At 36.3% G+C, this 22,292-nt stretch carries 17 protein-coding genes and 1 riboswitch; of the genes, 3 read left to right on the top strand and 14 right to left on the bottom strand.

The genetic code is table 11. The annotated features are described in order from the left end of the window. Positions 1 to 17: 17 nt before the first annotated feature. The 6 genes from C1631_RS16480 to C1631_RS16505 form a co-directional block, all read right to left on the bottom strand. Positions 18 to 437, bottom strand: coding sequence for a Fur family transcriptional regulator (locus tag C1631_RS16480; RefSeq protein ID WP_109713442.1), 420 nt, complete (start codon positions 435 to 437; stop codon positions 18 to 20). Positions 438 to 453: 16 nt separating this feature from the next. After that, positions 454 to 1,356, bottom strand: coding sequence for a cation diffusion facilitator family transporter (locus C1631_RS16485; protein ID WP_109713444.1), 903 nt, complete (start codon positions 1,354 to 1,356; stop codon positions 454 to 456). A gap of 21 nt (positions 1,357 to 1,377) precedes the next feature. Continuing rightward, complete coding sequence (locus tag C1631_RS16490; RefSeq protein WP_103246894.1) at positions 1,378 to 2,259, bottom strand: bestrophin family protein; 882 nt, start codon at positions 2,257 to 2,259, stop codon at positions 1,378 to 1,380. Positions 2,260 to 2,401: 142 nt separating this feature from the next. Continuing rightward, complete coding sequence (locus C1631_RS16495) at positions 2,402 to 3,640, bottom strand: efflux RND transporter periplasmic adaptor subunit (protein ID WP_103246912.1); 1,239 nt, start codon at positions 3,638 to 3,640, stop codon at positions 2,402 to 2,404. 91 nt (positions 3,641 to 3,731) lie between these two features. Next, positions 3,732 to 8,093: a CusA/CzcA family heavy metal efflux RND transporter gene (locus tag C1631_RS16500; protein WP_109713446.1), complete on the bottom strand. Its 4,362-nt coding sequence runs from the start codon at positions 8,091 to 8,093 to the stop codon at positions 3,732 to 3,734. Positions 8,094 to 8,230: 137 nt separating this feature from the next. Beyond that, the gene (locus C1631_RS16505; protein WP_103246911.1) at positions 8,231 to 8,554 is read right to left on the bottom strand and encodes a DUF6660 family protein; all 324 of its coding nucleotides are present in this window, start codon (positions 8,552 to 8,554) and stop codon (positions 8,231 to 8,233) included. Positions 8,555 to 9,172: 618 nt separating this feature from the next. On the opposite strand from C1631_RS16505, the gene C1631_RS16510 reads away from it, so the two are divergent. Further along, complete coding sequence (locus C1631_RS16510) at positions 9,173 to 9,700, top strand: hypothetical protein (RefSeq protein ID WP_109713448.1); 528 nt, start codon at positions 9,173 to 9,175, stop codon at positions 9,698 to 9,700. Positions 9,701 to 9,840: 140 nt separating this feature from the next. On the opposite strand, the gene C1631_RS16515 is transcribed toward C1631_RS16510, so the two are convergent. The 5 genes from C1631_RS16515 to C1631_RS16535 form a co-directional block, all read right to left on the bottom strand. Next, on the bottom strand, positions 9,841 to 11,334 hold the full coding sequence (locus tag C1631_RS16515; protein WP_109713450.1) for a RagB/SusD family nutrient uptake outer membrane protein: 1,494 nt from the start codon (positions 11,332 to 11,334) through the stop codon (positions 9,841 to 9,843). 16 nt (positions 11,335 to 11,350) lie between these two features. After that, positions 11,351 to 14,290, bottom strand: coding sequence for a SusC/RagA family TonB-linked outer membrane protein (locus C1631_RS16520; RefSeq protein WP_109713452.1), 2,940 nt, complete (start codon positions 14,288 to 14,290; stop codon positions 11,351 to 11,353). A gap of 83 nt (positions 14,291 to 14,373) precedes the next feature. Beyond that, a riboswitch (SAM riboswitch) is annotated at positions 14,374 to 14,470 on the bottom strand. Between the two features lie 250 nt (positions 14,471 to 14,720). Next, on the bottom strand, positions 14,721 to 15,053 hold the full coding sequence (locus C1631_RS16525; RefSeq protein WP_109713454.1) for a transposase: 333 nt from the start codon (positions 15,051 to 15,053) through the stop codon (positions 14,721 to 14,723). An 18-nt stretch (positions 15,054 to 15,071) separates the two neighbouring features. Next, positions 15,072 to 15,509 carry a transposase gene (locus C1631_RS16530; RefSeq protein WP_103247092.1) on the bottom strand — a complete coding sequence of 146 codons (438 nt, stop codon included), beginning with the start codon at positions 15,507 to 15,509 and terminating at the stop codon, positions 15,072 to 15,074. A gap of 38 nt (positions 15,510 to 15,547) precedes the next feature. Then, positions 15,548 to 16,765 (bottom strand): phage tail-like protein, encoded by a 1,218-nt coding sequence (locus C1631_RS16535; RefSeq protein WP_103247091.1) that lies wholly within the window; start codon positions 16,763 to 16,765, stop codon positions 15,548 to 15,550. A gap of 487 nt (positions 16,766 to 17,252) precedes the next feature. Here C1631_RS16535 and C1631_RS16540 point away from each other — a divergent pair, with 487 nt between their 5' ends. Continuing rightward, entirely contained in the window at positions 17,253 to 18,176 is a 924-nt protein-coding gene (locus C1631_RS16540; RefSeq protein WP_123966716.1) for a helix-turn-helix domain-containing protein, read from the top strand. A gap of 30 nt (positions 18,177 to 18,206) precedes the next feature. Then, the gene (locus C1631_RS16545; protein WP_103247089.1) at positions 18,207 to 18,614 is read left to right on the top strand and encodes a type II 3-dehydroquinate dehydratase; all 408 of its coding nucleotides are present in this window, start codon (positions 18,207 to 18,209) and stop codon (positions 18,612 to 18,614) included. Positions 18,615 to 18,742: 128 nt separating this feature from the next. Here C1631_RS16545 and pckA read toward each other — a convergent pair whose 3' ends face one another. The 3 genes from pckA to fabD form a co-directional block, all read right to left on the bottom strand. Beyond that, positions 18,743 to 20,359 (bottom strand): phosphoenolpyruvate carboxykinase (ATP), encoded by a 1,617-nt coding sequence (gene pckA, locus C1631_RS16550; protein WP_103247088.1) that lies wholly within the window; start codon positions 20,357 to 20,359, stop codon positions 18,743 to 18,745. A 127-nt stretch (positions 20,360 to 20,486) separates the two neighbouring features. Continuing rightward, the gene (locus C1631_RS16555; protein WP_109713456.1) at positions 20,487 to 21,392 is read right to left on the bottom strand and encodes a GYDIA family GHMP kinase; all 906 of its coding nucleotides are present in this window, start codon (positions 21,390 to 21,392) and stop codon (positions 20,487 to 20,489) included. 6 nt (positions 21,393 to 21,398) lie between these two features. After that, positions 21,399 to 22,274 (bottom strand): ACP S-malonyltransferase, encoded by an 876-nt coding sequence (gene fabD, locus C1631_RS16560; RefSeq protein WP_103247087.1) that lies wholly within the window; start codon positions 22,272 to 22,274, stop codon positions 21,399 to 21,401. Between the last annotated feature and the right edge of the window lie 18 nt (positions 22,275 to 22,292).

The following is a 22,292-nucleotide window of genomic DNA, read 5'->3' on the forward strand; positions in this document are numbered from 1 at the left end:
GTGAGACTGATGCAATGCTATTGCAAACTTTCAAGACAATTTTCACAAATTCCTTTGGCAAAAAGCCTTATTTCATCGATTCTGAAGTTGGTCTGTATATTTTCGGGAAACGAAATATCCTCTTTACAGGTTGTTTGTTTGCATATTTTACAATAGAAATGCAGATGCCAGTCTTTGTGCGTTTTTTCATCACAATCGTCCTCACATAATTTGTATTTCGTTGTGGTGTTCTCCTGAATACTATGGACAATACCTTTTTCTTCAAATGTTTTTAAGGTTCTGTAAATTGTAATTCTGTCTGCATTATCAAAGTGGTTTTCTATTTCAGACAGAGATAATGCAGCTTCCTGCCCATTCAAAAAATCATACACCAAAATCCTCATGCTTGTAGGTTTGGTATTTTTATCAATGAGTTTGTTTTCTATATCTTTTTTCATTGGTACCATTTAATTGTTATAGATGAACTTCATTTTCTTCGTATCCTTCTTCCTCAATCTGAAAAGTGGTGTGACTGATTTTGAAATTCTGAATTGTTTGATCAGTTAATGTTTTCAACAATTGATTCTGACCATATGCCTCTTCTTTCACAATGTGAGCACTCATGGCATTTACACTTGAAGTAAGGGACCATACATGGAGATCATGAACATCTTTTACCCCCTGGGTCTGCTCCAGCGACATACGAAGTTCCTGAATATTTACATCCTTTGGCGTCCCTTCCAGCAAAACATTCACTGCTTCCATCAGCAATTTCCATGTTCTGGGAAAAATTAATAATCCAATAGCGGCAGAAATCAAAGGATCAGCATAATACCAACCTGTAGTCAGCATAATAACTCCGGCTATCATTACTCCAACGGAAGTAAGCATATCTGAAAGGACTTCAAAATAGGCTCCTTTCATATTCAGACTGGCCTCGGAATCTTTTCTTAAAATCATTAAACCAACAACGTTAACCAATAAACCGATTCCGGCCACTATCAACATGGAGGTACTTTGTACTTCCGGTGGATCCTGAAAACGTTTGTAGGCTTCAACTAAAACATATATTGATATTCCCAATAAAACAACAGCATTGATCACCGCTGCCAATATTTCGGTACGGTAATATCCGTATGTTTTAGAGGAATCTGCTTTTCTTTCTCCAATTTTTATGGCAATAAAGGCCAAAAGCAATCCTACTACGTCCGTCAGCATATGTGCTGCATCTGCTAATAAAGCAAGGCTATTGGTAACAATTCCTCCGATTACTTCAGCAATAAGGTAAGTACCACTTAAGGCAAGTACGATCAGTAGATTTTTTTTATGTTTACTGGCTGCAGAGGCTGTCTGTATTTGTGTTTTTGTTTCTTCCATAATGGTAAGTATGGTTTTTAACTACATTTCATAGTATAATGTATTTTCTTTTTTTAAAGGAACATTTTGTTCACCTGTCATTTGCCTGATATTGATCTCAATGGTTTGAGCCAAAGAAGTCATTGGAGTATCCACTGGTGTATTTTCAAATGGATCCTGCATAATGATTGAGGTCTTTTCAATGCTAATGAATACGATCGGAATCAGAAAAGTAATCCCTATTTCTACTGCCAGCTGTGAGTCATCCAATCCAAAAGGAAGTAGTATAGCAAATACATAGATTAAAATATGTACCAGAACACTGTAAGATCTTGGAAAGACTGTATTTTTCAGTCTTTCACATTTCCCCATGCTATCGCACAGTCGGGTAATCATATCGTTCAGCTGCATCTGTTGAAAATCTGTTAATCCTTTTGCCACTGCGACATCTTTTAATTGTCTGGAATGAGCATCCAAAAGGGCATTTGGAATATTTATTCCATTAATATGATGTTCCTTAAGGTACTGCTGTACTTTTTCAGAAAAAGGGAGTTTTCTTAACGACTCTCCCAGGGCATAAGTCCAGATAATCTGTCTTTCCGCAAAATCTTTAATAATTTTATCTTCTCCTTCAGGCATAAATTGTATCACCAGCCTTACAAAAGAGCGGGAATCATTAACAATAGCTCCCCAAACAGTTCTGGCCTCCCACCACCTTTCATACGATTGAGAAGTCCGGAAAGCAAGCAGCAGTGATACCGCAGTTCCTAACAACGCAGGAATGTTTAATGGAAGGGAAATTTTTCTGAACCATGGAAGCATATCCAGAAGTCCTATAGTCACGGCAAATATACCGATAAACAGAACCTGAGTTTGTATTCCGCGAAGGAAATATCCGATTGATATTCTTTTGTTTAATAGCATAGTAGAATCATTTATTAAAATACTGTAAGATGATCTTTACTTCCTACCAGCTTGTTTATACTTCAATCAACTATTTCGTAAACAGTTCTAATTTAAGCATAAAAATTGATATTCAGCTGATTCCAATCGTATTCATTACGACTTATTCATGTTCTCCTGAATTCACAAGTTTAGCATTCACAAAGAAGGCACCTTTGACTACAATTTTTGCATCAGCTGGAATCTGCCCAATAGGAGTAATTGCTGTATACCCCATATCTGAAGTTCCTTTCACCACTTCTATTTTTTCAAAATTGGTGGTTTTAGGATGAGGTTTTCCTTTTTCTTCATGTTCTTCTTCCGGTTTTTTATCGGTTTGAACGAAAACATAATATTTGCTGTCTGCTTCTACAATCGCTGAGGTAGGAACAGCTGGTGTTGTACTTTTATCGAGACTTACAATTCCGGTAATATTCATCCCGTCAATTAGCCCTGCTTTATTTCCGATCACCTCGCAATGCATTGAAATAGTTTTACTCTCATTTTCAAATGAAGATCCTATACTATATACTCTTGCATCATATTCTGTTTCGGGGTTGTTGGTCAGATTAAAATGCACAATTTGTCCTACCCTCATTTTCGGAAGGTCTTTTTCAAAAATCTGAAGATCCAGGTGAATAGAACCGTTATCAATCACGGTAGCCACCGGAGAAGAAATGTCTACATAACTTCCGATCTGTGCAGTAATTCCACTGATGGTTCCACTGATAGGAGCCGTGATCACCAGACCTGATCTCATATTTCCGTTATTGACACTTCCCGGGTTTATTCCCATCATCTGAAGTTGTTTTAAAAGAGAAGATCTTTTGGTTCTCAATGTTTTCAGTTCAGCATCTGCACTTTGCAGATTTTTCTTTGCCCCGGCATCATTATCAAAAAGCTCTCTTTGTCTTCTGAATTCCTGCTCTGCATAAGTAATTCTACTATTAGTCGTCAGATAATCTTCCTGTAGCTGGATATATTCCGGGTTGGCAATGGTGGCAATTACCTGCCCTTTTTTCACAACACTTCCCACCTGGATATTCAAGGTTTTAATGATCCCTCCATACAAAGAAGTAATGGTAGCTTTATTGCTGTTGGGAACACTTAACAAGCCATTGGCTTTAATGGTGGAAGTAAGTTCTTTCATTTCTACAGTTCCAATGGCAACCCCAACTGATTTCATCTGCTCATCAGTTAATGCCGCAATTGTTGCGGGAGCTTCTTCTTTTGCTTTTTCCTTTTGTTCTGTTTTTTCAGGAGCTTTTTCAGTGGTATTTTCTGCTGAAGCTTCTTTCTTTCCACAGCTTACAATGAACAGTGAAACAAGAACAAGGGATATGATATTATATTTGAGTTTCATATGCAAATATTTATTTTTGATACGGTCATATGTAATCACCACTTTCATTTGTGTTTGTTTACCTGAAAACGTTGTGAATAATGATTTCATATTATTTATTGATAATTGAATTAATAGTTACTACAGATTGATTGACTTGCTGGATAGATTCCAGATATTTTAACTGAATATTGGTTGCCGTTTGTAAAGCAAAAAGATATTCTACGTAAGATATTTCTCCCGTTTTATATCCTAACTGAGCGGATTTAACAATTTTTTCAGCATTAGGAATCGCCTGGTTGGTATAATAATCATACTGCTGAATATCCTGCTGATACTGACTGAATGCGTTGTCCAACTGTGTGGTCAGCTGTTTCTGCTGCATTTTTGCATTGGTTTCAGCTACCTGTTTTTCATATTCCAGTGACTGGATTCTTGCCTTGGTTGCTCCAAACGTCAACGGAATAGAAACTCCCACTGTTGCAGCACTGAACCGATTTCCGGATCCATAATATCTTTCCTGCCCGTTTACATTCTGAAAGCCTATCAATGACTGGTTTGTATATCCCAAGCTAAAGTCAGGCAATCCCATAGATTTCTCAACCTTTTTATTCTTCTCGGCAATTTCCATTTCCTGGTAGAGGGCCCTCACAGAGGGATTATTGGCAACAACTGTACTATCCAATACATTTTCCACCTTTAAAGGTTCATAATTCTGATTGAAAGGAACTTCAAAGTCTTCAGAAGAATTTAAAACCGTTTTTAAATTCTTATAGGCATTATTTAAAAATACTTCATTCTGTCTTAATAGCAGATCAATTTCTCCTTTTTGTGTTTCTGCTGTATTTATTTCAATTTTTTTAATATCACCAGCCTTAAATCTTACAGTTGCAATTCTGATAAAATCATCATACACCTTATCGAGGCTTGTAAGCTGTGCTTTATTATATTGTAAATACTCAATCTGATAATAGTAAGTACGAACCTGTCTTATTAATTCATTGGCCGTTACTTCTTTATCAATTTGTCTGCTTTTGATATTTTCATTGATTAATTCCTTTTTTGCTTTAAACAATGTTGGAAAAGGAATACTTTGGGAAATAGCAAACGACTGATCAAAATTCCGGCTGTTGTACTGTCCCAACTGAGCTTCAAAACTTAATTTGGGAAGTTCTTTGGATGTAGGCCTCAATGCTTCAGCCGATTTTATACTTAAATCTTTTGATTTTAAAATTAAATTATTATCAACCGCCATCTGTACTGCCTGTTCTACGGACATTTGTTTAGATTGGGCTTTAAAGGTTTGCCCTATCACCATCAATCCCAACACAAGAACTATGGTAAAGGATCCCGTATTATTGCTTTTTCTTTTCAAAATCTTCGTGTTAAAAATAATATACAGCATCGGCAAAACGAATAAAGTAAGAAAAGTTGCTGATACCAACCCACCGATAACTACCGTTGCCAAAGGTTTTTGAACTTCCGCTCCTGCTCCTGTGGAAATAGCCATTGGCAAAAATCCTAATGAGGCTACTGTTGCAGTCATTAAAACAGGTCTTAATCTGCTTTTTGTTCCTTCATATACTCTTTTTAAAAGATCGGTTTCCCCTTCTTTTTCAAGCTGATTGAAAGTTCCTATCAGTACAATCCCGTTTAGAACAGCTACCCCAAAGAGGGCAATAAATCCGATCCCGGCACTGATACTAAATGGCATATCCCTGAGAAGCAGCGCAAATACTCCTCCAATAGCACTCATCGGAATGGCTGTAAAAATCAATCCGGCCTGTTTGAATGATCGGAACGTAAAATAAAGCAGCATAAAAATAAGGAGTAAAGATACCGGAACAGCAATCATCAAACGCTTGCTTGCTTCCTGTAAATTTTCAAATTGTCCGCCATACGTAAAGTAATATCCGGAAGGAAGTTTGATATCTTTGTCCAGTTTTGCCTGAATATCTTTCACGACACTTTCCACATCACGGCCTTTTACATTAAATCCGATAACAATTCTACGTTTTCCTTGTTCACGGCTGATCTGTGCAGGACCTAGCTTATAACTTACATTGGCTACCTGTGATAATGGAATTTGTGCTCCTGTAGCGGTAGTAATCATTAAATTATTAACATCAGAAATATCTGATCTATGAAGGCTGTCTAAACGAACTACCAGATCAAAACGTCTCTCGTTTTCAAAAACCTGCCCGGCAGCTTTTCCTGCAAATGCAGTACTTACTGCATTATTAACGTCTTCAATATTTAATCCGTAATTGGCAATTCTTGTTCTGTCATATTGTACATTGATTTGTGGTAAACCACTCACTCTTTCAATCTGAGGGGCAGTAGCACCATCAACTGTCTGAATCACTTTTCCTACTTTATCTGCATATACTGCTAAAGAATCAAGGTTTTCTCCAAAAATCTTCACAGCCACATCCTGTCTGATCCCGGTCATCAATTCATTGAAACGCATCTGGATTGGTTGGTTTTTCTCAAAAAACACTCCAGGAATGGCTTCCAGTTTTTCACTGATTTCATCAGCCAGTTCGTTATAGGATTTTTTACTTTTCCATTCACTTTGCGGTTTCAATACCACAATCATATCGGTAGCTTCAGGTGGCATAGGGTCTGTAGGAACTTCAGCGGAACCTGTTTTTCCTACCACCATTTTTACCTCATCAAATTGCTTGATAATTCTGGAAGCCTGCATGGATGTTTCTATACTCTGGCTCAGAGAACTTCCCTGAGGAAGAATACAGTGAAAGGCAAAATCACCTTCCTGTAATTGTGGAATAAATTCTCCCCCCATGCCTTTAAAGATAAAGGCAGCAATGACAAAAATAGCAACTGTTGCTGAAACGATAATATATTTTATTTTGATTGCCTTCTGTAGCAATGGCTGGTACACCTTCTGGATTGCATTCATCATTTTATCTGAAAGTGTCTCTTTGTGGGAGATCTTTTTAGATAAGAATAATGCACTCATCATCGGAATATACGTAATCGATAATATGGTTGCTCCAATGATAGCAAACCCTACCGTTTTAGCCATTGGGGTGAACATTTTCCCTTCTACACCTGCCAGTGTAAGGATCGGAACATATACAATCAGGATGATAATCTGCCCGAATATGGCACTGTTCATCATTTTGGAGGCTGCATTTCCCACTTCCTGATCCATTTGAACCTGAGTGAGCACTCCTTTATTTTTATTATGTAATAAATGGAGTGTGGCTTCAACGATAATTACCGCCCCATCCACAATAAGTCCAAAGTCTATCGCTCCTAAGCTCATCAGATTGGCACTTACCCCGAAAACATTCATCATTCCCAATGCAAATAACAAAGAAAGCGGAATGGCAGAAGCCACGATAAGTCCGGCCCTTAGGTTTCCAAGAAAAACCACAAGAACGAATATAACGATTAAAGCTCCTTCCATCAGGTTTTTTTCTACCGTACTGATCGCTCTGCTCACCAAATCGGTTCTGTCCAGGAAAGGTTCAATCACCACATCATCCGGAAGAGATTTCTGAATGGTAGGAATTTTTGCTTTAACATTTTCTACCACCTCATTACTGTTGGCTCCTTTCAGCATCATGACGACTCCCCCAACAGCATCTACTTTCCCGTTATACGTTAAAGCTCCGTATCGAACAGCGCTTCCCAGACGTACATCTGCAACGTCTTTTATAAAAATAGGAACACTTCCTGTTTCATTTTTTACGGCTATATTTTTTATATCCTCCAGAGACGATACCAACCCGATACCCCGGATAAAGTAAGCATTAGGCTTTTTATCAATATAAGCCCCTCCGGTATTCTGATTATTTTTTTCAAGTGCGGTGAATAAGTCGCTGATGCTAATTCCCATCGCTTTCAGGCGGTTAGGATCTATGGCAACTTCATATTGCTTTAACTCTCCCCCAAAACTGTTGATCTCAGCAACTCCCGGTGTTCCGTTGAGCTGTCTTCTGACGATCCAATCCTGCATTGTTCTGAGTTCTTTAGCATTGTATTTTTTCTCACTTCCTTTTTTAGGATGGAGAATATACTGATATACTTCTCCCAATCCTGTACTCACAGGAGCAAGTTCAGGCGTTCCTACCCCTTTGGGAATTTCTTCTACTGCGCTTTTCAATTGTTCACTGATCAGCTGTCTTGCAAAGTACACATCAACTTCTTCTTTGAATACCACCGTAATGACAGAAAGCCCGAATCTTGAAATACTTCTTGTCTCCTGAATTCCCGGTACATTGGCAATACTCTGCTCAATCGGGAAGGTTACCAATTGCTCTACTTCCTGTCCTGCCAATGTAGGACATACGGTAATGATCTGCACCTGGTTATTGGTAATATCCGGCACAGCGTCTATGGGTAGTTTGGTAGCACTCCACACTCCCCAGATGATCCACACTAAGGTCATAAGACCAATGACCACCTTGTTTTTGATACTAAATTTTATGATTTTATCTAACACGATCTCTATTTAATTTGTATTGAAAATAAATGCATACAGTAAGAATACTGCAGCAAAAATATCCTGAAAAGCTCTGCAATGGTATTGCAAAGTTTCATTATGTTCAGAAAGCGTAACTTTCTAACGGTCAATAAAAATTAAATTTTGGGAGGCTGCCAGATAGGATCATATACCTGGTAGGCAAAGTCGTTTTTACGAAATAGTATTTTCTTTGAAAAATAAGCTTGAATCGGTTCAGGGATCTCCAGGAGAGGATCCATTTTAAATGCAAAGACCGCCATCTGGCAGCAACTGCATGCACAAAGAGGAGAACAGATATCTCCTTTTTCAGTAGAATGTACTCCATGAATAGTTAGAGAAACTTTCTTATTTCCCGAATCCAGAGGATGGGACGCATCTTCACATGGCATTAATGATAACGCCATGAAATAAATTGCCAGTATCCATCTTAATAGATTCATTGCTACAAAGGTAAAGTTTTTTTCTAAAATGAGTAAATTCAATTGAAACTTAGTGGAAATGTAAAATAAACTTTATCATTTTCATGACATCTTTTTATTTAAAACTATTTTGGATTATGATTTAGAGTCTGATTTATCATATTGGATATACTTTATCAATCGAACAAATATTATTTCTAATGAAAGCTATGAGTCCCGATTTTATTCAAATAAATAGCAATATCTACTTGCTTTCGAATTTTAATGGTTATGGCGAAGAAGAAAATAGATTTGATAACACTCAGCAGGAAAGGAAAAATATATAAATAATATTTCAATCTCTGATGTCTTTTATTTCTCAGAGGACGTTAAATCTCATGAACCTGAAGCTCAAAAAAAATAGGATTATATATTCTGTAATTTTGGAAGATGGGACTTTATTATCTATTTCCGGATAAAGAATTTGATTTTACTTTATCAGAAAATGGACTCTTTGACGAGAATGGCATTTGTATTACTTTTTCTCAACGTATATAACTTTCTATTTGTTTGCAGCTGAGGCAATAGTGCTCTATCAAAAACATCAGATTTTATCCAAAGTATATACGATGGAATTGGTTAGGATTATAAATTGTTATTATGAAAAAAGTTCAAATAAATTATTCTCAGTTATTGTTTTTATATGCTTATCTAAGGCTAGTTGATCTATCACTCGACAGGAGCAGGTGGACTACATGGGAGGAACTTCAGGATTATTTTAACAATATTATAACTCCTTCTCAAGTAATCCAATACCTAGACAGTTGTTTTCATTTGCCTAAAACAGATTTTAAGAATTTTAATTTTATTCCTGAAAAAAAGTCCATATTTAATAGACTAAAACCTATTATATTTAAGGCTTTCTCATTAGAGCAAGATCAAATCTTATATTGTTGCAAACTTTTATCTGATTTTAACGAAGCACTTCAATCAGACGTCCAAACATATCATATAGGAATTGAAAAAATAAGAATCGATATTGCTATATTCTATTCTGATATTTTGGGGAAAATGATCCTTTGGAAGGATTTAGATAAACTTATGAAAGTTGAACACTTCTTGCAAAATGAAATGATTGAAACCTATCGATTGGAAGAATTTATCCCTAAAGATTTTGTGATAAAATAGATATTGATTTTTTAAAATACTAATTAAATGCCTGCCTCAAAAATGAGGCAGGCATTTTTATTAAAAATACTATTCACAAAAAAGCCACCGCAAACACGATGGCTAAAAAATCAATCTAATTATAAACTATGGACTTTATCTTATAGATTCGGGTTGTTCTCCCCTTCTCTCTGTGGAATACTGAATAAATAATAATTGCTGTTCGGAACAAAAGCAGATTTATCAGGGAAAGCAAAAATAGAATGTCCTCTTCCGTCCACCGTTTTTACGGTTCCGTCCGGAGCTGTGATCTGAACTTTCACAGGTTTTCCATCAGCATCAACAAACGGTTTTCTTACTACCGTTCCTTGTGTTCTGATAATATCTGAAAGGGCAAACCCTTCTCCGAAGAGTTCTTTTCTTCTTTCAATCAGAATTTCTTTCACTACCTCATTTTGGCCCGAAGGACCGGTGTACACATTAGCTTTTCTCGCTGCTTTTAATTGATTTAAAACCGTTACAGCTTGTGAGGTATTCCCTATTCTTGCTTCAGCCTCAGCTTCGATCAGGTACATTTCAGCAGCTCTCATATATACAAGATCTCCGATTAGAGTGGGTTTAAATTTAAACTTAGCATATCTAAGTAAACCTTCCCTTCCTTTAAGGCCATCCCATGAGAATAGCTGAGATCTGATATCATTGGAATCAAATAAATCTTTAAAGTACGGATCAGCCATAAAGCTGTAGTAGAAGCTTCCTGATGAAGACACATCCAAATAATGGAAGGCATAACTCGCATCCGACTGCTCCTGAGTTTGGCCGTGTCCCCAGATCCATTCTACATTATTGATGTCATTGAATCCGTCTTTATATTTTTCGGACGGCATCAATGGGAAACCCTCTCTTGCAATTTTCGCAGAGGCAGACGCTTTGCTCCAGTCTCCGGTATTTAAATAAGTTCTTGCCAGAAGCCCGTTCACTACTGCACGGTTGATTTTATCCTTATTATTTCTGTCATAATCCTTCAATAAGATATCCGCATCTGTCAGATCACTTTTAATCAAAGTATAAATGTCTTCCAGACTTGATCTCTTCTTTGCCGGAGTATTGATCGTTGAAGGTTCTGTATAAATAGGAGCTGTCAAAGCTGTTTTATCCTTAAAATAACTGAACTGATAAAAGCTTGCAATATTGAGGTAGCAGAATGCACGCAATGCTTTCGCCTGTCCTTTCACCTGATTTTTCTTTTCCTGGCTTCCTTCTGTTCCATCAATTTTTGTAATAACATTATTCATATTATTAATCGTGGAATACAACATAGACCAGATAAACAATGGCCGGCTGGCGGTGTTGTTAGCCATTTCTGTAAACTGATAGGTAGACGCAAATCCATATTTATTCGTTAAAACAGCTACGTCACTTCCCATGGCATCACTGGCTCTCAAAACCGTTGAATACCCAATATTGGCATAGGTCGTTCCATCATCATTAAATTTAGCCCAGGCTCCGTTGATTACGGTTTCTGCACTTTCCGCTGTTTTGAAAACCTCGACCTGATTCGCCTGATTTGTGGGAGCAGTCTCCAGTTCATTTTCACAACTTGTAAGCGACCACAACCCGATTAAACTAAGCGATAAATATTTTAAATTTTTCATTGTTTCAATTTTAAAGTTAAAGCGTTGCCTGAAGACCAAAAGTAATGGTTCTCATTGCCGGGTACCTGTAATATGTGGTACCGTCCAGGGCCTGTTCAGGATCCATTCCTTTATGTTTGTAGAAAGTCAGAAGGTTTTCTGCCTGAATATAAATTCTGAATTTTTTCAATCCAATTTTTTCAAAATAATCCGAAGGAAGGGTATATCCCAAACTTATATTTTTAAGTCTTGCATACGTTCCGGAGTATAAAAACCTTGTAGAATTACCCGTCCAGTTCGTTGTTATTGTACTCAATGCAGGAACATCTGTATAACGGTTTTCCGGGGTCCACCTGTTCATCATCTCTGCACTCCATGCACGACCACCCAGATTTCCGCTATGCATGATTGAAGTATAATCTGTGTCCAATACTTTACCTCCAATCTTGAAGGTCAGCAATGCTGAAAAATCAAAGTTTTTATACGCGATATTGGTACTTACCCCTCCGGTAAGTTTAGGCAATGCAGATTCCTGAATCGTTCTCGTAGCTTTTGCAAACTCAGAAGTTGTTCCTTCCACTGTATTTCCTTTAGCATCTGTGGTAAAAGTTTTCCATAACGGGCTTCCGTTATTCGGATCAACACCTGCCCATTCAGCCAGATAAAAATCATATACTGAACCTCCTTCACGCAACAACTTGGTTCCGCTTACAATAGATCCTTTAGGAAGCTTGGTGATGGTATTGTTTAAAGTACTTAAGTTAACATCTACATTCCATTGGAAATCTTCTGTCTTGACAGGGGTCGTAAACAATGAAAACTCAAAACCTGTATTTTTTATGGTTCCGATATTGGCAGGGAAATCACTGATTCCTAATGACGGAGCAACAGGCATGTTAAACAAAAGATCCTGACTTTTTCGCTGGAAATATTCTACATTACCCTTAATTCTGTTGTTAAGAATTGCAAACTCCAATCCCACATTCAGATTAAGGTTGGTCTCCCATTTCAAATTCTCTGTCAAGGCTTTTTCAAGAACAGTTCCCGGCTCACCAAGGTTGTTATAGAACCTGTATAATTCCTGATAAGCATAATATAACGGAGATTTATTAGGTTGCAATAATTTGTCATTCCCTTGTCCACCATAACTTGCACGAAGAGTCAATTGGTTAAAGAAGTTCAGGTTTTTAATAAATTCTTCATTCGAGATTTTCCATGAGCCCCCTACAGACCAGAATTTACCCCATCTGTTTCCCGGAGAGAATCTTGAAGAACCATCTGCTCTTCCAGACGCAGATAAGAAATAGGTATTGTTAAAATCATACTCTACCTTACCCAGAAAACTTAAAAGGCTTACTTTATCACTGTTTCCGCTAAAGCTACCTAACAAAGCCGCAGCATCTGGTTCATAATAGTAAGGTAATGAAAACTGAGTTCTTGTTCCTGAGATGGTTTGATAATCATATTTGTAAAATTCCTGACCTCCCAGAATATTGAAGTGGTGCTTCCCGAATTTCTTGTCAAAGGTCAGAATATTACTTGTGGTATAGGATAATGTTCTGCTGTTTGATCTTGTTACAGAACCATTAGTTTCACTTCCCTGTCCAATCAGCGGATTTGAATAAAAATGTCCGTTATAATTCACTAAATCAACCGAGAAGCTTGATCTGAATTTCAATTCAGGTAAGAAGGTAAAATCTAGAAATCCTTTCCCTGAAAAGTTATCTTCTTTGTTTTCATTTTTATCCAGGGGTAAGGTTGCTGCGGCATTTTCATTCTGCAAAGCACTTGTCGGTCTGTATTTCCCAAAATCATAAATTCTGTTTCCATTGGCATCCAGCACATACGATCCGTCGGCGTATCTTTCATAATAAGGATAGAAAGAAGGAACAGTCCTTGCCGCCTGGATGATATTGCTCGATTTAGAATCGGATGAAGGAGGAGCCTGCTGAATACTATTGGTATAACTTAAATTCACTCCAACATTCAACCAGCTTTTTACCTCAGAATTGATTTTTAATCGGGTGTTGTATCTTTTGAATCCTGACTCAATAGCCATTCCTTTATCATCAAGATATCCTAATGAAAAGAAATAGTTGCTTTTTTCACTTCCACCACTGATATCCAGATCTACCTGATTTCTGGAAGCTACCCTCTGTAAAATATCTTTCCAGTTGTCATTCCATAAAGCACTTGCACCCGGTAACAACTTTCCGTCTGTACCTACAGGCTTTGGATATCCGGCACCGTAGGGGTTAATTGATAAACCTACCCCTGAAGTAAGATTATCAGTAGCCATTTGTGCTGCCTGCTGAGCATTGATTTGCCCGGACTGATATCCGTTTCTCAATGCTTCCCAGTACAATTGAAAATATTGATCGGTACTTACCTGTTCATAATCTTTTACCGCTCTTCCGGAAAATCCCTGGCTGATATTTAAATTAACTCTAGCTTCACCTTTTCTGCCCGATTTTGTGGTAATGATAATAATCCCATTGGCCCCTCTTGATCCATACAACGCACTGGCTGTAGCATCTTTGAGAACACTGATAGTTTCTATGTCGTTGGGGCTGATAGCGTTGATATTACCATCAAAAGGAATTCCATCTACAACATATAAAGGATTACTATCAGCACTGATAGATCCAATCCCTCTGATTCGGATGGTAGCCGTAGAACCCGGCTGGCCGGATGCACTTGTCGTCTGAATCCCCGGAACCTGTCCTTCTAAAGCCTTTGTTATATTTGTTACGGGTCTGTTATTGATTTTATCACTCGAAATAGTGGATACAGAACCTGTATAACTGTTCCTTTTTGCCTTTCCATAGGCCACCACTACTACTTCATCAATTTCTTTTTCTTTGAGTGTATCTTTTTTGGGTCTGATACTTTGCCCGCTTACACTGGTAATCCCTAAGAAAAATGCAGCGACAGGCGGAATCCAAACCTTATAATTAATTAAACTTCTACCAATCATAATCAGTTTTATTTATCATATATTAAAATTTTACCCTTTGCAGAATAGACAGCAAAGGGTATCGATAAATACGATAAACCAAATGCTTATTTTTCCTTTAAAGGCTGAATGTAACACCTTGCATCATACAGGTTGTCAAGATTTCGCAGGGTCAGTTCCCTCCATCTTTCTTTATAAGCCGATCGAAATATGGTTGCAAAGCTAGAAATATTTAGTCTACAAAACAAGTAGACTTTAAATTTTATTATCATAATTTTAAAAAAATTAACATTCATTTTTATTAAAAACCATTAAAATAAAGCATTACAGCAATTATCATTTCATCAAACATGATAAATATCATTACAAATTATTCAAAATAATAATTTTGTCTAAAACAAAAAAAATGACACTGTGGTGTCATTTTTTTTGTTTTAGACTGTAGGAATATTTAATTTTTAGAAAGAAACATTTTTTTCCATTTCGCTAAGGAGTTTCTGCTTATTTTAAACTGAAGTCCCATCTCAGAATTATTGTAACCATTCTCCTTCTGGAATTCCAGAATTTTTAGAATTGTGGACTGGTCATAGGATTTATGTCTTTGATTAAACTGATTTGTATGTCTGGTAATGTTACCAAAAATAATCTGATCTAATTTAATAACATCCAATGCTGAGAATTTCTCCTTCTGTAAAAGAAATTTACATGCTTCAAATTTCTCAGGATATTTCATCATAATAATATCAGTATAAATCTTCTTATAATGGGGCTGTGTGTATTTCATTATCTTCTCATTTTCAAATTAATCTACCTGATATTTTTCAACCCATTTATAAAGTGTTGTTTTTGGAATTGCATATTCTTTTATTATCTGGAGCTTTGTTTTCTTACCGGTTTTTATTAATTCTAAGATAAAATAGATCAGCTCCTTAGTATATATATTTTTCCGGAATTGAGGTAACGAAGAGTTCACTCTCTTTGATGCAACATTATATTGTCTCCCATCCTGAGGTGCAAACATAATAAGATGCTGAGTATATATTCTAAAGAAGTCATACTCCAAAAGTTTACTCCACCTGAGAAGGCTTTCTGTATCTAAACTATCCTGTTTATACATTTTTTCAACTTCCAACTCTGTAGAGTTTAAAAATTTGCAAATACGCTCTATAGAAATACCTTTCTCCTTAACCCTTTCTTTAATACAATAGCCAATGCTAATGCTTTTAAGATCTACTTTCATTATTATGCAATATTATATTTCACCATTTGTTAGTAAGACTATGCTTTTCTTGTAAGGGATATAAAAATCTTTTTTGCTCCCGAAACTTCCATACACCACCACTTAATTTCATACCATCGGTAGGTATTGGTATTTACCTGTACCTGAAGATTGGTTGTTTCCACTTCTGCAGCCGAGGTTGTCCAGTAAACAATCCCGTCGCTGTCTGTATTTTCAAAATCACCTGAAGCTAATGTTACGTTAAGGTTTGTTTTATTCTGATTCACCTGAGTAGCAAAAGACTGATAGCTGATCAACTGAGACGTACTTGCTCTGTTATAAATTCTCGGATAATAATAGGCACTGCTATTTCCTTGTAAGGAAACCTCAATTCCGTCAATAGTTGGAAGAGGTTGCAACCCGTTGGCTGCAACATAAGAACTAAGATTAAAGGCTGTATTCGCCGCCGTAGCGTTAGGTACAGAATAAATAGCCGTAACAGTTTCTCCAATATTAAGAACATCTGCCCCTACTGTTGCAGTACATGAAGAGGCTCCAAACATTGGTGGAATCACAAATGAAGCCGTATTAGGCGAAGAAGCTGAAGGAGTTCCACTTACAAAATAGGTAAGAAAACCACCACCATTAGATAATGTTCCACCTTGCAGGGTTGCAGTCAATCCTGTTACTCCTGTTGACACAATAGAGCTTCCTGCGGGATATGAACCTCCATTTCCTCCACTGTAGGGAACCGTCATTGTTCCGTTATACACTTGCCCTGCAGTATATGTAGGGGGATTCAATTTAGCACCCGAACAATTTAGTGATGAGATTTTAGGAGCTATGGAAGTTGTATTGGTAATGCTTCTCCATTCAGAACCATTCCAATATACATATCCTGCATTTAGTAAACTACCGGTACCTGTATTATAGACCATCAGTCCGGTAGCCGGATTAGGGATTGTAATGACATCTGTATTTGAATTAAGTGGTACACGTGGAAATAAAACCCCTTTTTTATTGTTAGCTGCCAAACCATCCGTATTGATATCCAACAAAGCCGAAGAATGAGGCACAACAGTACCCACACCAACACTCCCGGTTGAAGTTATTGTAAAATCGTTGGCTTGCTGCAAAATTGTAGGAACACCTGTTACAGCATTATCTTTCGAACCGTCTACGTGGAAAATTCCTTGTGGATTTGAAGTGTTTATCCCAATCTGGGAAGCTGCCGTTACAGAAACAACGGCACTAAGTAATAATAATGTTTTTTTCATCCTGAAATAATTTTAACTAGTATTTATATCTTAAAAAATAAAGTCTGTCTCTAAAAGCATTTGTGTTGATCATTGGTTCAAAATAAATTCGAAAAAATTCCTAAAAAGAATGACTGGCATCAAGAAAAATATCACTTGGATATTCCATAATTTCTCAATAATTTTATTAAATTTCAATCCAAAAAAGGAAATATTAAACATTAAAACTTAATTAATAGGCTAAATAAAGAATATTAGAAATGTATTTTTTACAATATATTGTATGTTTAAAAATCCTGTTCAGCAAATTTATTTGTATTAAACATGCGAATGGAAAGATTGATCAATGAAAATCCGGAAAATAACTTAAAAGCCGTATTTCCCTGAAATACAAATCAATAAAATAATGATTTATTAAAAATCATTAGTGAATTTGAAATAATAACAATTTTAAATAGCTACTTTGAATATAAAAACAGATAAAATAGAAAAATTAAAACTCGAACTGATGGATCGATACATCATTCTTATGATTTCTATCCTGACCGTTTACTTTTCCATTTATTACTTTTATATTCATTATAAAATGATGTCATGGTATCTATTTTTGGGAATTATTTCGCTTGCGTTTACCTATCCTTTTTTGCGAAAAAAATGTTCAGCAAATACACTTGTACGATCCTATCTGATTCTTGCACCTATCTATAATTTTTATATTTTGCTTGCTTATTGGAACAATTCAGTAGCAGGATTTTGCTGGTTATTACCTATTCCCTTAGGCGCCTATATCTTTTTTCCTAAAAAAGAAGTAGTATGGTTTACTGTCTATACTTTAGTAACCATTATTGCCGCGATCATAGCAGGCAATACCATTGACTTTAACTTTCCTCATCATTCTCATAAGGAAGTAATGATTACAGATATCATATTATTTATTTCAAATATTGCGGTCATTGCGTTGCTTATTTATTACAAAGACAAATTGAAAAGACAAGAATTCTTGCATCAGCTCAATAACAGAATAATAGAAATTAAGACTCCTTCAGAAACAATTATAGATACAGAAGGAATGGAAAAATTATTTGAAAGAATCGAAGTTTCAATGAGTAGGGACATGCTTTTTAAGGATATTAAATTCAATCTTTCAAAATTAAGTGTCGTTATTGATGTTAACAGTTCATATATTTCCAAAGCAATCCGATATAAGGGATATCCTAACTTTAATACCTATCTTAATATTTACAGAATCGAATATGTAAAAAAACTGTTCACAGAAATTGACTTTCAGAAAACCACGCTTATGTATGTTTATACAGAAGCTGGTTTTTCTAACCAATCTACATTCAACAGAGTTTTTAAACAAATAGAAGGAATTACCCCATCAGAGTACATTCATCAAAACCTAAAGATCGGAGACGCTCAGGATCTATAGAAAATATTTATCTTTGAGTAAATTTTTTATATGAAAGTTTTGATTATTAATGGCCCTAATTTAAATCTTTTAGGCACAAGAGAACCTGAAATCTACGGCACTATCTCTATGGAAACCTATTTGGAAAATCTGAAATCGGAGTTCCACACTCATGAATTAAATTACTATCAGTCTAATATTGAAGGGGAACTTATCAACAGGCTTCAGAAAGATGATTTTGATGCAGTTGTGATCAACCCCGGGGCTTTTACCCATTACTCCTATGCTATTGCAGATTGTTTAAAAAACATACAGAAGCCAAAAGTGGAGGTTCATATCAGTAATATTTATAAGAGAGAGGAATTCAGACAGAAATCTGTAACGGCAGCCAATACAGATGCAGTTTTGTCTGGTTTTGGAATGGATGGCTACAGATTAGCGTTACTGAGCTTACAGTAAAATCAAATAGGCAGATTTTAAAGTTAAAAAGTTTCCTTTCAGAAGAACATCTTTAAATGCCTTAGCTCATGAGAAATATAATAAAAAAGCCTCATCAATGATGAGGCTTTCTATATTTAGTAATCGTATTAGATTGTTTGTTCCTGTAATTGAGGTCCGGAAGGGATTAATCTCTTACCTTCCTCAGTATCACAATACTGTTCGAAGTTTTTGATATATCTTGAAGCAAGATCTTTTGCTTTTTCTTCCCATTCCGAAACATTTTCATAAGTATCTCTAGGATCCAGAATACCAGCAGAAACGTTTGGAAGCTCAGTAGGAATCTCAAGATTCATGATAGGAACCTGAGTTTTAGGAGCGTTATCAATAGAACCATCAATGATTGCATCGATAATTGCTCTTGTATCTTTCAAAGAAATTCTCTTTCCAGTACCGTTCCAACCTGTATTTACCAAATAAGCTTTAGCTCCGTGCTCTTTCATTTTACCGATCAATGTTTTGGAGTACATTGTTGGGTGTAACGTAAGGAATGCTTCACCAAATGCAGGCGAGAAAGATGGCTGAGGCTCAGTAATTCCTCTTTCAGTTCCTGCTAATTTAGAGGTATACCCACAAAGGAAGTGATATTGTGCCTGATCTTCATTTAAGATAGAAACAGGAGGCAATACCCCGAATGCATCAGCAGAAAGATAAACGATTTTTTTCGCATGTCCCGCTTTAGATGGCAGTACAATCTTATTGATATGGTAGATTGGATAAGAAACCCTTGTATTTTCAGTAATAGATCCGTCTTTGTAATCAGCTACCCCGTTATTCACAACAACGTTTTCAAGAAGTGCATCTCTTTTGATTGCTCTGAAAATGTCCGGTTCTTTTTCTTCTGATAAGTCAATTACTTTTGCATAGCATCCTCCTTCATAGTTGAATACTCCGTTGTTATCCCAACCGTGCTCATCATCACCGATAAGGTATCTTTTAGGATCAGCAGATAAAGTTGTTTTACCTGTTCCTGAAAGACCAAAGAATAAAGCAACATCTCCTTTTTCTCCAACGTTTGCAGAGCAATGCATTGAAGCCATTCCTTTTAATGGAAGATAGTAGTTCATCATGGCAAACATTCCTTTTTTCATTTCACCTCCGTACCAGGTACCTCCGATGATCTGTAATTTTTCTGTAAGGTTGAACATGATGAAGTTTTCAGAGTTCAGACCTTGAGCTTCCCAGTTTGGATTTGTTGTTTTAGATCCGTTGATTACGGTGAAATCAGGCTCTCCGAAGTTTTCAAGCTCATAGTGAGAAGGACGGATGAACATATTAGTAACGAAATGCGCCTGCCATGCTACTTCAACGATAAATCTTACTTTAAGTCTTGTATCTGCATTGGTTCCGCAGAAAGCATCAACTACATAAATTTTCTTAGCTTCAGCAAGCTGGTTCAGCACTAATTCTTTACAAGACCCGAAAGTTTCTGCTGTAGTTGGTAAATTTACTTTACCATCCCAGAAAATTGTATCTCTTGTAACATCATCCTGAACAATATATCTGTCTTTAGGTGAACGACCTGTGAAAATTCCTGTTTTTACCGATACCGCGCCAGACTCTGTAAGCTCAGCTTCCTCAAATCCTTGATTTTCAGGAGAAACTTCAGCCTGATATAATTCTTCATAAGAAGGATTATACACTACTTCATAGTTTCCTTTAATCCCTAATTTTTCTAAATCCTGGATGATTTTAGTGTTTTTCATTTTACTTATATTTTCTATTTCTTTATTGAGTTCAACAAAAATAATATTAATTATTTGTTAAAGACGGTTTAAATATACTGATATAAGTCAGAATGGCAAATAAAAAAACGGGATCGTAAAATATTGATTATAAATCAATTATATCAGACCATTCAAAAACGGTGGAAAATCCTTTCTCCCAAAAATAGTCTTTAAAGCCCCCAAATTTGGCACTTATCACGAAATCCCCCCCCCATGCCCCTAAACTTTTGACAAAAGAAGGGCAATCTGAGAATAATTTTTCTTTAACTGTAGGTATTTCAAGAAAATTAGCAATTTTTTGCTCATGAATCATCAGTAAGGCAGAAAATTTTTCCAATTCATTGCATAATAAAATTTTCTTTGTAATATCTGAAAATTCATTAATTAATTTCTGGGATTTCTTTTTTGACTTGTAAAGGTTAATTCCTTCCCGACTGTCTTGCTTTTGATTTAAATGAATAAAAATCAGCTCATTTTTAAAAGAAGGGTTAAAATCTACCTTTTCATATTTGATTTCAGGCTTGCTTTGAAAAAGAACAGCAGACTTCTCTTTTGCTACTGCAATATCATATCCGCTTCCTCCCAGACTGATTGAATTCAAATGGAAAGGATCAATCTCAGCCCATTCACCAAGATTATTCATTAAGGTAGAGCTACTTCCAAAACCAAAGTCCGCCGGAAACTGAAGATTTGTTTTTAAATAATAAGTAAGATTATCTTTGAACCTTGTAGTAGAAAGTTGCTGAACGTTTTGTAAAGTTTTTAAAATAAATTCAGCACCTGAAGGGAGATTGGTTTCTAGAATCTGCCAGTTTTTATAATCTATGACAGCTGTTAACCATAATTTGTTCTGATGATAAGCTTCCCAAAGAATCAGTGATTTTCCATCTTCTTTTTCTTCAAAAAAAAACTCTTGTCCCAGCTTGGTTGGTACCGCTAAGACAAGAGCTCCATCAATCGCGAAATATTCTGAAGTAAGCATAAGCTTTCCCGGTGAAAAAATCGCGTTCATATTTTTTTATATTGCAGAGGCAGATTCTACAGATCCGTCAATTTTTTTAATCAATCCCTGAAGGGTCTTTCCTGGCCCAACTTCTACGAAATTAGATGCACCGTCTTTAATCATATTCTGAACAGACTGCGTCCATTTTACAGGTCCTGTAAGTTGGTCAATCAAATTTTGTTTGATTTCTTCAGGATTAGTAACTGCAGTAGTTGTAATATTCTGATATACAGGAATAGTCGCTTTTCTGAATTTTGTTTTTTCGATCGCTGCGGCTAATCTTTCTTGTGCCGGTTGCATCAATGGTGAATGGAACGCTCCGTTTACAGGTAATAGCAATGCTCTTTTTGCACCTGCTTCTTTTAGTTTTGCACAAGCTTCTTCTACAGCAGGTGTTTCTCCTGAAATAACCAATTGTCCGGGACAGTTGTAATTTGCAGGAACAACAATTCCACTGATCTGAGCACAGATCTCTTCAACTTTAGCATCTTCCAATCCTAAAATTGCAGCCATAGAACTTGGATTTGCATCACAAGCAGCCTGCATTGCCTTAGCTCTTTCTGATACCAGTTTCAAACCGTCATCAAAAGATAAAACGCCATTGGCAACTAACGCAGAGAATTCTCCTAAGGAGTGTCCTGCTACCATTTCAGCTCCAAGACCGTTTACTGCTTTTAATGCTGCTACTGAATGAATAAAAATTGAAGGCTGGGTAACCTCTGTTTTCTTCAGATCCTCATCTGCTCCGTTAAACATAATGGAAAGAATATCGAATCCTAAAATTTCATTGGCAGATTCCATCAGATCTTTAATATCTTTTCTAGAATCATACAACTCCTTTCCCATTCCTACGAACTGAGAACCCTGCCCAGGAAATACAAGTGCTTTCATGTACTTAATTAAATATTA

It is taken from the genome of Chryseobacterium phosphatilyticum, from assembly GCF_002899825.2.
In the GTDB taxonomy this organism is placed as follows: Bacteria; Bacteroidota; Bacteroidia; order Flavobacteriales; family Weeksellaceae; genus Chryseobacterium; species Chryseobacterium phosphatilyticum.